The organism is Roseovarius sp. (assembly GCF_018066915.1).
Classification (GTDB): Bacteria; Pseudomonadota; Alphaproteobacteria; order Rhodobacterales; family Rhodobacteraceae; genus Roseovarius.
The window spans coordinates 1-11,248 of record NZ_JAGPVV010000164.1 but is presented as its reverse complement, the minus strand read 5'-3'; the positions used below and the strand labels follow the sequence as shown (position 1 = coordinate 11,248).

Below are 11,248 nucleotides of genomic sequence, written 5' to 3'. Positions count from 1 at the left end.
CTGGTGCGCGACGGCAACCCCAAGGGCATTGAGGACTGGGATGATCTGATCGGCGAGGGCGTGGCGGTTATCACCCCCAACCCAAAGACTTCGGGTGGTGCGCGCTGGAACTTCCTCGCCGCATGGGGCTATGCCGAAAAGAACGGACACGATCCGGCTGAGTTCGTCGGCAAGCTCTACAAGAACGTGCCTGTGCTCGATACGGGCGCGCGCGGATCGACCACCACGTTCACGCAACGCGGCATTGGTGACGTGTTGTTGGCCTGGGAGAATGAAGCCTTCCTCGCCCTCAAGGAACTGGGCGAAGATGCGTTCGACATCGTGGTGCCCTCGGTCTCGATCCTCGCAGAACCGCCGGTGACGCTGGTCGACGGCAACATCACCTCGGACGAACAGCGCAAGGCCGCAGAGGCGTATTTGCAGCATCTCTATAGCCCCGAGGCGCAGGCGCTGGCGCTGAAACATTTCTACCGCGCTTGGGACACCTCGGCCGCAGCCCCCGAAGACGCCGCGCGCTTTCCCGAAGTTAATCTTGTCAGCATCACCGATTTCGGCGGCTGGCCCAAGGTGCAGCCCGAGTATTTCGGCGAAGGCGGCGTGTTCGACCAGATCTATTCGGAGAAGTAAGGCATGAGGGCGAGCATCTTGCGCTCGCCCTCACCCCTTCCGGGGTTTGGGCTGAGCTTTGGGATCATGATGGCGGTTCTGTCCATCGTGGTCCTTCTTCCCATCGGGGCACTCCTTGGTCGGGGCCTGATGATCGGCCCCGCCGATCTTTGGGATATGGTCAATTCCCGGCGCATATGGTCGGCTTTGGCGCTGTCGTTTCGCGCGGCGCTGATCGCGTCGCTCTTCAACCTCGTGTTCGGAATCGTGCTGGCCTGGGTGCTGGTGCGCTATCGGTTCTGGGGGCGCAAGCTGGTGGATGCCGCCGTTGACCTGCCCTTTGCCCTGCCGACGGCGGTGGCGGGAATCGCGCTTACGGCGCTCTATGCGCCGAACGGCGTGTTTGGTCAGGCGCTGGCCCCCCTCGGCATCAAGGTCGCCTATACCGAACTGGGCATCTGGATGGCGCTTATCTTCATCGGGCTGCCCTTCGTCGTGCGCACGGTGCAGCCGGTGATCGAAGAACTTGACCGCGAGGTCGAGGAGGTCAGCGCAACCTTGGGCGCGCGCCGCACCTACACGCTCCGCCGAGTGGTCCTGCCAACGCTGGCCCCTGCGGCCCTGACCGGATTTGCGCTCGCGCTGGCGCGGTCGGTGGGCGAATACGGCTCGGTCATCTTCATTGCGGGCAATATCCCCAACCTGACCGAAATCGCGCCGCTGCTGATCGTGATCCGGCTTGAGGAATACAATTACGACGCCGCCGCCGCCATCGGCATCGCCATGCTGCTGATCTCTTTCGCGATGCTGCTGGCGATCAACCTAATACAAATCTGGAGCAGACGGAGGATCGGACTTGTCTGACATTACATTCATCCGGGCGGAATCCGTCACAACCGAACCGCGCCTCGCACGCGGCCTGCTCATCGGCGTGACCATGGCACTCATCGTGGTGCTGCTCTTTGCGCCGCTGATTGCCGTCTTTGCCGAGGCGTTGCGGCAGGGCTGGGCGGCGTCGTGGGAGGCGCTGGCCTCGCCCGATGCGCGTTCGGCCATCCGCCTTACGCTGATCGTGGCGGCCATATCCGTGCCCTTGAACGCGGTCTTCGGTATCGCCGCTGCTTGGGCGATCACCAAGTTCGACTTTCGCGGCAAGGCCTTTCTGATCACGCTGATCGACCTGCCCTTTTCGGTCTCGCCGGTGGTGGCCGGTCTGGCGTTGGTGCTCTTGTTCGGGGTCAATTCATCGCTCGGGGCGTGGCTGGTGGCCAATGACATGCAGATCGTCTTTGCGTTTCCCGGCATTGTTCTGGCCACGATGTTCGTGACCTTTCCCTTTGTCGCGCGCGAGCTCATCCCGGTGATGATCGAACAGGGCCGGGCCGAGGAAGAGGCGGCCTTGACGCTGGGGGCCTCGGGCTGGCGCGCCTTCTTTACCGTGACGCTGCCCAATATCCGCTGGGCGCTGCTCTACGGCGTGCTGCTCTGCAATGCGCGCGCCATGGGCGAGTTTGGCGCGGTCGCGGTCATCTCGGGCAAGATCCGGGGCGAGACCACGACCATGCCGATCATGATCGAGATGCTCTATAACGAATATCTCTCGGTCGCGGCCTTCTCGCTGGCTGCCGTGCTGGCGTTGCTGGCGCTCGTCACGCTCACCCTCAAATCGCTTCTCGAATGGCGTCACGCGGATGTTCTGGCCGCGACGCGCCGTCACTGAAAGGGAAACCCATGCATATCGAAATCGAAGAACTGGCCAAGGAATTCGGCACCGAGCGTGCGCTGCATCCGGTCTCGCTCTCCATTCCGTCGGGCGCGCTCATCGCGCTTCTGGGACCGTCCGGCTCGGGCAAGACCACGCTCTTGCGTATTCTGGGCGGGTTGGAATTCCCAACCTCTGGGCGCGTGCTCTTTGACGGGTCGGACGCCACCGGCCTCACCGTGCAGGAACGCCGCGCGGGGTTTGTGTTCCAGCATTATGCGCTCTTCAAACATATGACGGTGTTTGAAAACATCGCTTACGGCCTGCGTGCCCGCAAACGCCGTGAGCGCCCGACCGACGCCGAGATTGGGCGGCGGGTCAATCGCCTGCTCGACCTCATCCAACTGCCCGATATCGGTGCGCGCTACCCCAGCCAGCTCTCGGGCGGGCAGCGGCAGCGCGTGGCACTGGCGCGTGCGCTGGCGATCGAGCCACGGATGCTCTTGTTGGACGAGCCGTTCGGTGCGCTTGACGCCAAGGTGCGCAAGGAATTGCGACAGGGCCTGCGCGACATTCACGACACCACGGGTCTCACCACGATCTTCGTCACCCACGATCAGGAAGAGGCGATGGAACTCGCCGATCTCGTCGTGGTCATGTCGATGGGCCGGATCGAACAGGTCGGCAAGCCCTCGGATATCCGCGCACGTCCCGCCAATGATTTCGTGCGCGCGTTCACGGCGGCATGAGCCATGAGCAAAGTGGACTTGGACCGGATCGACCGCAAGATCCTGCATGAGTTGATGCGCGACGCGACTATCCCGGTCGCGCAACTGGCCGAGAGGGTAGGGCTGTCACAAACCCCCTGCTGGAAGCGGGTGCAAAAGCTCGAAGCGGCGGGTATCATCATGGGCCGCGTGGCTATTGTTGATCCCGCGCAAATCGGCCTTGGCCTTCGGGTCTTTGTCGAGATCGAGGCGCCGGACCACTCCCGCGAATGGCGCGCCGAATTTCGGGCCGCCATCGCGGAATTCCCTCAAATCGTCGAGGTGCATCGCATGGCGGGCGATGTCGATTACCTGCTCAAGGTGGCTGTGGCCGATATGGCCGCCTTTGATGACTTCTACCTGCAACTCACCCGCCGCCTGCCGTGCCGCAATGTGACCTCCAAATTCTCGATGGAGGTGATTCGGGACACCACCGTCTGGCCCATCGACACGGTCACAGCCTGACCCCAAGAGAGACTCACATTCTAAAAGCGTGCTGAAATTTGGAACCCTAAATCACGATAAAGATGATAGTGTATATGGGAAAGGAGATCACCCATGATCAGAACCCTTCTTCTTCCCGGCCTCGACGGCTCTCCCGCGCCCCATTGGCAACATTGGTGGGAACGCATGGACCCGACCGCGCGCATCGTCGAGCAGAAATGCTGGGAGCGGCCGCGCTCGGATCAATGGCTGACCGAGATCGCAGGCGCGCTGCTCTTGCATCCCGGTGCGGTTCTGGTGGGGCACTCCCTTGGCGCGGTGGCGGCGGTGCAGCTCTTGGCGCGCTGGCCACAACTCAAGGTCAGTGGCGCGCTTCTGGTTGCTCCAGCTGAGACATCGCGAGATCCGCGCACGGCACCTTTTGGCAAAATTCCCGAAGTGCCGCTGCATGTTCCCACAATCGTCGCCGCAAGCCGGAATGATCCCTGGATGAGCCAGCCGCGCGCCCGCTGGTTGGCGAAACGCTGGGGTGCGGAGTTTGTCGATATGGGCGAGGCGGGGCATGTCAACGTGGCCTCCGGCTTTGGCCCATGGCCTGAAGGGCGCGCGCTCCGCGATCTGATCTGGTCTTTGCCTGCCCTGCCGGGTCGCGCAACCGCCAGTTACCAAGACCACCTCAACAAGAAGGAAGTGAACGCATGACACCGATCCTGAACCGCATCCGCAAGGCCGTTCCGATGACCGTCTTTGTCGTGTCCTACACCGCGCTGATGGCCATCGTGATCCTGAGTTGATCCCCCAGACTGAGGAGACCCCCATGTTCTACTGCGCCCACGATCCCGGCTTTGCCGCATTCCTGTCGCCCGAATACGGCGTCCAGGACTCCGATCCCTTGCCCTCGCGCGCTGAAGTGTGCCTTGCGCTGTTCTGCCTCGCCTTCTGCGCCATACTGTTGGCGTCTGTGTGATGGACGGCTCATTCCCCCGCTCCGCCCACCATGTGCTGATCATCGGTGGCGGAGCGAGTGGGGCGCTGATGGCGACGCATCTGTTGCACAACGCCCCCGAGACCCGTGTCACCATCGTGGAAAAGCGTGGTATCTTTGGCTGCGGCATCGCCTATGCGACCGACAACCCCGAGCATCTGCTCAATACCCGCGTCCACAACATGAGCGCCTTTCCCGATGACCCGGATCATTTCCTGCGCTGGCTGCGCACGAGGGACGTGGATTGCGGCGCGACAGATCAGTGTTTTGTCAGCCGCGCCACCTATGGCCGCTATCTCGAAAGTCTTGTGTCGCCTTGGCGCGATGACCGTCTGCGCTGCGTCTCGGGCGAGGTGCTGCGTCTTGAGCCAACGGCAAAGGGTGTGAGCGCGCATCTGGATGACGGGACCGCCGTTCTGGCCGATACCGCGATCCTGGCCACCGGCCATGCGGTGCCCACCGCGCCGCGCGACGGTTTGCGCGGCGCGTGGGATTTCACCCCGCCCGAGGATCTTGATGCAAAAGTGGTGATCGTTGGCACCGGCCTGTCGATGGTCGATCACGTGGTGGCGCTGCTGGCGCGGGGCCATCGCGGGCCCATCACCTGCCTGTCGCGTCGTGGCCTCTTGCCGAAACCGCATGTCAGCGGCGCGGCATTGCCCCTTGGACGCGGTGAGGTGCCGCTCTGCGCGTCGGTGAGCGCGCTCTTGCGCTGGCTGCGCAGGCGTGTCCGCGCCGCCGAGGCGCAGGGCATCCCCTGGCAGCTTGTGCTCGATGGGTTGCGCCCGCACGTCGCCGCGATCTGGCGGTCCTGGGATACCGAAACGCGGGCCCGCTTTCTGCGCCACTGCGCCAGCCGTTGGGAGGTGCACCGCCACCGGATGCCGCCGCAATCGGCGCAGACCATCGCGGCGGCACGAGAGAGTGGGCAATTGACTCTCCTGCGCGCGCGCTTTGCCGGGGCGGTGCCCATGGGCAAACAGATCGGGATTGTCACCAACGGGCCTGATGGAACCGAGCGAATGCTGGTTGCCGATCACGCGATTGATTGCCGTGGCCTCCGGCGCAACCCTGAGACGGACAGCGCACCGGTGATCCAGGATATGCTGGCACGCGGCATCGCGCGGCTTGATCCGCTGCGTCTTGGGTTGGATACCACCCTTGATGCAGAGGTTATCGCGCGTGGTGGCGTTGCTGCACGCCGGGTCTTTGCCATCGGTCCCTGCGCGCGCGGTGCCTTGTGGGAAACCACTGCGATTCCCGACATCCGTCTGCAATGCGCCGAGCTTGCCCGCGCGCTGAGCGGTCAACCTGACACGGTTGGAAAGCGGTCCTGATATTCTCCCTGCTGCTTTCGGGCAGCATTTTTCCTCTCCTTTCGACGGTCTCTTTCGAATGGAGAGGATGGCCGAGTTCGGGCTGCATTGAAACGCGGGCTGGCCGAGATGTGTTTGGCCAGCCTCAGCGCCCCTCGGATCGCGTCTCATTGCCCTCAGCAGCGCCCTAGTTGTCGGTGGGAGTTGCGGGCTCTGGGGCGTCGTCCCCGGAGGGCGACAATGTCAGAATGGCACTGGCCTGATCCGCTTTCAGCTCTTCCTCCGGGTTGAGAAATGCAAACTCGCCACGTTTCGACAGATAGCCTAGGATGCTGGCCTCGGGGTTCTTCTCACGCCACTCTTCAAGCCCGTAGCGCTCTTTGAACTGGACGCCGCGCACACGCCATCCCTTGGCGATGCGGTCAACCAGATCGGCATAGGTCGGTTTGCCGATCAGGGCCTGTCCGCCAAGCTGCGGCGGCAGGGCATGACGGCTCAGGGCATCCTTGGCGCGCTGCACCTGCCAGACCTGTGTCCGGCCCAGTTCCTGTCCGAGGTCGGTGGCAACCAATGTGTTATAGGCATCGTTCTCCGACGCTGCGAGCAGGACCTCGTAGCCGATCAATTCGACATGATGCTCTGCTGCCTCCCCAAGAATGTCGCCGTGAAAGACAGGTATATCCTCGTGCCGCGCACGCAGGATGTTGCGATAATTGGGATCCGCGATCAGCGGGACAACATCAATCTTTTGCAACGCTTTCGCCAGGTCGACCGAAAACGGCGAACCGCCCACGATGAGCACACCGGGCCTGCCGCCGCCGCTCAGCCCCAAGAGCCGCGCGATCCCGCTGAGCGTAAAGCCGTGCAGGATGACCGTGCTAAGAACCAGCACAAAGGCCAGCGGTGCCAGCAACGCACCCTCTGCCACGCCCACCTCGACCAGCTTGTCCCCGAAGAGGCCGGACACCGCGATCATGACCACGCCGCGCGGACCGGTAGAGGCAACCAGCATCCGCTCGCGCCACGGTGTCGTCGTGCCCAGCATCGGCAGCAGCACCTGCAAGGGCCGCACAACTGCGATCACGGCAATCACGAATACCGCCGCGCGCCAATCAAGCGCGGTCAGCGACGCAAAATCGAGACTGGCCGCCATCAGGATGAACACGCCCGACACCAAAAGCAGCGCGGCATGTTCCTTGAAGCGGTGCAACTCCGCATGCGAGGCCAGCTTGGCATTGGCCATGACCATCCCCATGAGGGTTACCGCCAAAAGACCGGACTCGTGGAGCAGCGCATCGGTAACCGCAAAGACCGCAGTCACCAGCACGAAGAGGACCGGCACCTTCATGTATTCCGGCACCAGCCCGCGTTGAAACATGCGCGCCAGTCCGAGCCCCGACAGAACGCCCACCGCGGCGGCAAATCCGATACCCGCAAGCAGGGCCAACACGGCCTCGCCCGCCGTCATCCCGCCTTCGACGACCAGCACGATTTCCAACACCAGAACCGCGATCAGCACCCCGATGGGGTCATTGATGATCGCCTCCCATTGCAGCAATTGTGCAGGACGCCGCCGCAGACGCGCCTGCCGTAGCATTGGCGCGATGACGGTGGGGCCGGTCACGACCAGAACGCCACCGAACACCGCTGCTGCCTGCCATGGTATGCCCATGGTCACCATCATGGCCGCAGTCGCCAACAGCCAGCCCAGAGGCGCGCCGATATAGACCAACCGCCGCACCGCGGCCTGTTCTTCGCCCAGCCGCTCCAGTTCCAGCGTGAGGCCGCCTTCGAACAGGATGATGGCCACCGCGACGCCAATCAGCGGTCGATAGATTTCGCCCAGATCGCGATCGGGAATAAACCAGCCCAGCAAGGGGCCGACCACCAAACCCGCCAGCAGCATCAGCACGATGGAGGGCAAGCGCAGCCGCCACGCCAGCCATTGTGCCCCCACGCCCAGCACGCCCACTAGGGCGATGGCCTGAACCGGCGACATCAGCGCCTCTGCGTGACCGACTGCCAAGTTCGCTCTCCCTTTGCCGTTGCAACGTCGCCTGTCAGGTCGAAACAATCACGCAGGGTGCAAAAGGTCCATGCCGCACTCTTCAGAACGGAAAGAAGATCGGGATGATGATCACGGCAACCACGGCAAAGAGGATGTTGAGCGGCAGACCTACCTTAAGGAAGTCGGCGAATTTATAGCCCCCCGCGCTGTAGACGAAGGTATTGGTCTGATACCCGATGGGGGTTGCAAAGCTGGCCGAGGCTGCGAACATCACCGCCATGATGAAAGGGCGCGGATCAAAGCCCAACTCGACGGCAAGGGCGATGACAATGGGGCCGACCAGAACCGCAACGGCGTTGTTGGATACCATCTCGGTCAGCGCGCTGGTCAGAACATAGACGGCGGCGAGGATAGCGAGCGGGCCGACTCCGCCCACGGAATGAACCACCGCCTCAACGATCACGCGCGCTGTCCCGGTCTCTTCCAGACCCATGGAAAGGCCGAGCATCCCGAAGATCAGGAACAGGATGCGCCAATCGATCGCATCAAACGCCTCTTCGGGATCGACGCAACGGGTCATCATCACGACCACCGCCCCGATCACCGCAAGGCCCGCGATTGGCATGACGTCGAACGCGGCCAACCCCATCACGCCAAAGATCGTGGCAATCGCGATGGGTGCCTTAGACCGACGTTGCGGGCGTTCGGTGGGGGTCGAGAGGTTGACGATGCCGCCATCCTCCATCATCCGTTGAAGCCCCTCGGGCGGACCCTCGAGCAACAGCGTATCGGCGAATTGAAGTCGCAAGTCCTGCAACTCCTGACTGATGTTCTGCTCTTGCCGATGCACCGCCATGAGGTAAACGCCATATTTCCGGCGCAACTTGAGATCCTTGATCGGCCGCCCGCGCAGATGCGAATTGGGGCCGACACTGGCCTCCATCGTGATGGTCTGATCGGCGGTCACCGGCTCGACATCATGATCGTCCCGATCTCGAAAGGCGATCTGTCCGTCCTCCTTCAGCCCGAGGATCTCGCCCGTGCCGGTCTTGAGCACCAGACGGTCGCCGACCTCGAGCACCAACTCCTTCATCGTGCGCCGCATCGACACCTCGCCGCGGACCACATCCAGAATGCGCGTCTCAGCCGTGTTGAAGGGCAACTCAGAGAGCCGCTTGCCGACATATTTCGACCCGTTGGGGATCAAGAGCCGCGCGAGAAACCTCCGTTTTCCCTCTTGTCCCAAGATCCCCGACAGGGACGCGCGGTCCGGCAAGAGGTAGCGCCCCGCGAACATCATGTAGAGCATGCCTGTGGTGGCAAAGATTAGGCCGGGCAGCGTCATCTCGAACATGGTGATCGCAGGCTGTCCTGCCTCGCGCGCCACGCCGCTCATCAGGATATTGGTCGAGGTGCCAACCAGTGTCAGCGTGCCGCCGAAGATCGCCGAGAACGACAGCGGGATTAACAACCGTGATGGCGCAACCCCAACTGAGGCCGCCACCGAAATCATGATCGGCGTAAGCAGGATCACCACAGGCGTGTTGTTCATAAAGGCCGAAGCCCCCATCGTACCGGTCATCATCAAGAGCATGGCCCTCAGAAAAGACCCCCGCGCCTGTCGTTTCAGAAAATCACCGATGATCGTGAGAACGCCAGTGCGCTCCAGCGCCGCCGAGATGATGAACATCATCGCGATGGTGATCGGGGCCGAGGAACTGAATACGTCGAGAAAATCCCGCGTCTCGATGATTCCCGTCGCCAAGAGCGCCGCCGAGGCCGCCAGGGCCGTGACCTCTGGTGGGTAAATCTCCTTGAAGAAGCTCAGGAAAACCACCGCAACAAGCGCGAGGACAAATATCTGGTCAAGACTCATGCGGGGCTTTCTCAAAGGAGTTGGCGTTCTCCGGCATAAACGATAAACGAAGCCGTGGTTTCAATCGAAAACTGCCTGCCGCGCGCCGGGGTTCGCGGCGTGTCGCTTCAGTCCTAAGGGTTCCACGCCATGCTGCGCAAACTCGGCACCGTTTCCGGCCTGACGCTGGCCAGCCGAATTCTCGGCTTTCTGCGCGATGTCGTGCTGGCCGCGACCCTGGGTGCCGGGCCGGTAGCAGACGCTTTCATGCTGGCCTTTCGCCTGCCCAACCATTTCCGCGCAATCCTGGCAGAGGGCGCCTTCAACGCGGCCTTTCTGCCGACATGGGCCGCCGCCGACGCCGCCGGACGCGACAGCACACGGCTTGGGGCAGAGGTTCTGGGCTGGCTGACCCTCGCCAACATCGCGTTGCTGGCTTTTGCGCTTGGGGCGACGGGCTGGATGTTGGCCGTGCTCGCCCCAGGCCTGAAACCCTCAGACGAGACTTGGCCGCTCGTCGTCACGCTCACGCGGATCACCTTTCCCTATCTGCTCTGCATGTCGCTGGTCGCCTTCCTCGCGGCCCTTCTGAATGGCCGTGACCGCTTCGCCGCCCCGGCGGCAGCCCCGATCCTGCTCAACCTTTTCATGATCGGCGCGCTCCTGATGGCTGCCTCGTTTCCGAGCGCTGCCCATGCCGCTGCCTGGGGCGTCATGGCATCGGGTGTGGCGCAAGTGGTGCTGTTGGTCGTGGCCACGACCCGCGCGGGCCTGCCCCTGTCGCGCCCTCGGCTGGGTCTCTCGCCCGATACGCGCCTAGTGTTCCGCCGCCTTGGACCTGCGATCCTGACATCGGGTGCCCTTCAGGTGGCGATCTTCGCCGACACGATCATTGCAACCTTTCTGCCTACGGGTTCGCTCTCGCATCTGTATTATGCCGACCGCCTCTATCAGCTCCCCATCGGCCTTATCGGCGTGGCGCTCGGGACGGTCATCTTACCCGACATCGGACGCCGTGCGGGTCTGGGTGATGCTGCAGGCATGCGGGCCGTGCTCGACCGCGCCCTCCTGATCTGTCTCGTTGTGGGTGTGCCGGTCGCGGTGATGATGGCAACGCTGGGTGATTGGGCGCTGCAAATTCTCTTCGTGCGTGGTGCGTTCGATCTTGCCGCTGCCAAGGCTGCAGCGGCGATCCTCGCGGCCTATGCCCTCGGGCTGGTTCCGGCACTGGCGCTGCGCTCGCTCGTTGCCGGGTTCCACGGGCGCGGGGATACGCGAACGCCGCTTCGGCTTCTCGTTGCCGCCACCGCGGTCAACATCGGGCTCAAGATCCTGCTCGCCCCCGCGCTTGGCGCCGTAGGGCTTGCGCTTGCGACATCGGCAGGCCTCACGCTCTATGCGGCGCTTCTGTTTCGGGCAGGGCGTGCCCGAGGATTTCTCAAGGGACCCTCTCCAAAGGCGGCAATGGTCGTCCTCGGCACCGGTGTCGCGTTGGGCCTGATCATCCTTTGGTCCCGCGATGCAGCCCTGCGCGCCGTCGAGACCGTGACGGGGGCAGGTTGGGC

At 63.2% G+C, this 11,248-nt stretch carries 11 protein-coding genes; 9 read left to right on the top strand and 2 right to left on the bottom strand.

Features of this window, described 5'->3' with window-relative positions:
- The 8 genes from KBT70_RS08885 to KBT70_RS08850 form a co-directional block, all read left to right on the top strand.
- On the top strand, window positions 1-627 hold a 627-nt coding region (locus KBT70_RS08885), incomplete at its 5' end, for a sulfate ABC transporter substrate-binding protein (protein ID WP_296631511.1).
- Window positions 628-630: 3 nt separating this feature from the next.
- Window positions 631-1,470 (top strand): sulfate ABC transporter permease subunit CysT, encoded by an 840-nt coding sequence (gene cysT, locus KBT70_RS08880; RefSeq protein ID WP_296631508.1) that lies wholly within the window; start codon window positions 631-633, stop codon window positions 1,468-1,470.
- Window positions 1,463-2,326, top strand: coding sequence for a sulfate ABC transporter permease subunit CysW (gene cysW, locus KBT70_RS08875; RefSeq protein WP_296631503.1), 864 nt, complete (start codon window positions 1,463-1,465; stop codon window positions 2,324-2,326). The genes cysT and cysW overlap by 8 nt, the downstream gene beginning before the upstream one ends.
- 11 nt (window positions 2,327-2,337) lie before the next feature.
- Window positions 2,338-3,057: a sulfate ABC transporter ATP-binding protein gene (gene cysA, locus KBT70_RS08870; protein ID WP_296631500.1), complete on the top strand. Its 720-nt coding sequence runs from the start codon at window positions 2,338-2,340 to the stop codon at window positions 3,055-3,057.
- Window positions 3,058-3,060: 3 nt separating this feature from the next.
- Window positions 3,061-3,540 carry an Lrp/AsnC family transcriptional regulator gene (locus KBT70_RS08865; RefSeq protein ID WP_296631497.1) on the top strand — a complete coding sequence of 160 codons (480 nt, stop codon included), beginning with the start codon at window positions 3,061-3,063 and terminating at the stop codon, window positions 3,538-3,540.
- A gap of 93 nt (window positions 3,541-3,633) precedes the next feature.
- Window positions 3,634-4,221 carry an alpha/beta hydrolase gene (locus tag KBT70_RS08860; RefSeq protein WP_296631494.1) on the top strand — a complete coding sequence of 196 codons (588 nt, stop codon included), beginning with the start codon at window positions 3,634-3,636 and terminating at the stop codon, window positions 4,219-4,221.
- Between the two features lie 115 nt (window positions 4,222-4,336).
- Entirely contained in the window at window positions 4,337-4,486 is a 150-nt protein-coding gene (locus tag KBT70_RS08855; RefSeq protein ID WP_296631490.1) for a hypothetical protein, read from the top strand.
- Window positions 4,486-5,841: an FAD/NAD(P)-binding protein gene (locus KBT70_RS08850; RefSeq protein ID WP_296631486.1), complete on the top strand. Its 1,356-nt coding sequence runs from the start codon at window positions 4,486-4,488 to the stop codon at window positions 5,839-5,841. The genes KBT70_RS08855 and KBT70_RS08850 overlap by 1 nt, the downstream gene beginning before the upstream one ends.
- Before the next feature lie 166 nt (window positions 5,842-6,007).
- On the opposite strand, the gene KBT70_RS08845 is transcribed toward KBT70_RS08850, so the two are convergent.
- Complete coding sequence (locus tag KBT70_RS08845) at window positions 6,008-7,846, bottom strand: sodium:proton antiporter (protein ID WP_296631481.1); 1,839 nt, start codon at window positions 7,844-7,846, stop codon at window positions 6,008-6,010.
- An 82-nt stretch (window positions 7,847-7,928) separates the two neighbouring features.
- Window positions 7,929-9,704: an SLC13 family permease gene (locus KBT70_RS08840; protein WP_363270345.1), complete on the bottom strand. Its 1,776-nt coding sequence runs from the start codon at window positions 9,702-9,704 to the stop codon at window positions 7,929-7,931.
- Between the two features lie 129 nt (window positions 9,705-9,833).
- Between KBT70_RS08840 and murJ the strand changes: the two genes are divergently transcribed.
- Window positions 9,834-11,248 (top strand): murein biosynthesis integral membrane protein MurJ (gene murJ, locus KBT70_RS08835; protein WP_296631473.1); only part of this gene is annotated, 1,415 nt, incomplete at its 3' end.

Bases quoted from the DNA above. Each gene is read 5' to 3' on its own strand.
- KBT70_RS08855 (WP_296631490.1), top strand. From the start codon at position 4,337: ATGTTCTACTGCGCCCACGATCCCGGCTTTGCCGCATTCCTGTCGCCC.
- KBT70_RS08860 (WP_296631494.1), top strand. From the start codon at position 3,634: ATGATCAGAACCCTTCTTCTTCCCGGCCTCGACGGCTCTCCCGCGCCC.
- cysT (WP_296631508.1), top strand. From the start codon at position 631: ATGAGGGCGAGCATCTTGCGCTCGCCCTCACCCCTTCCGGGGTTTGGG.
- KBT70_RS08865 (WP_296631497.1), top strand. From the start codon at position 3,061: ATGAGCAAAGTGGACTTGGACCGGATCGACCGCAAGATCCTGCATGAG.
- cysA (WP_296631500.1), top strand. From the start codon at position 2,338: ATGCATATCGAAATCGAAGAACTGGCCAAGGAATTCGGCACCGAGCGT.
- KBT70_RS08850 (WP_296631486.1), top strand. From the start codon at position 4,486: ATGGACGGCTCATTCCCCCGCTCCGCCCACCATGTGCTGATCATCGGT.
- KBT70_RS08840 (WP_363270345.1), bottom strand. From the start codon at position 9,704: ATGAGTCTTGACCAGATATTTGTCCTCGCGCTTGTTGCGGTGGTTTTC.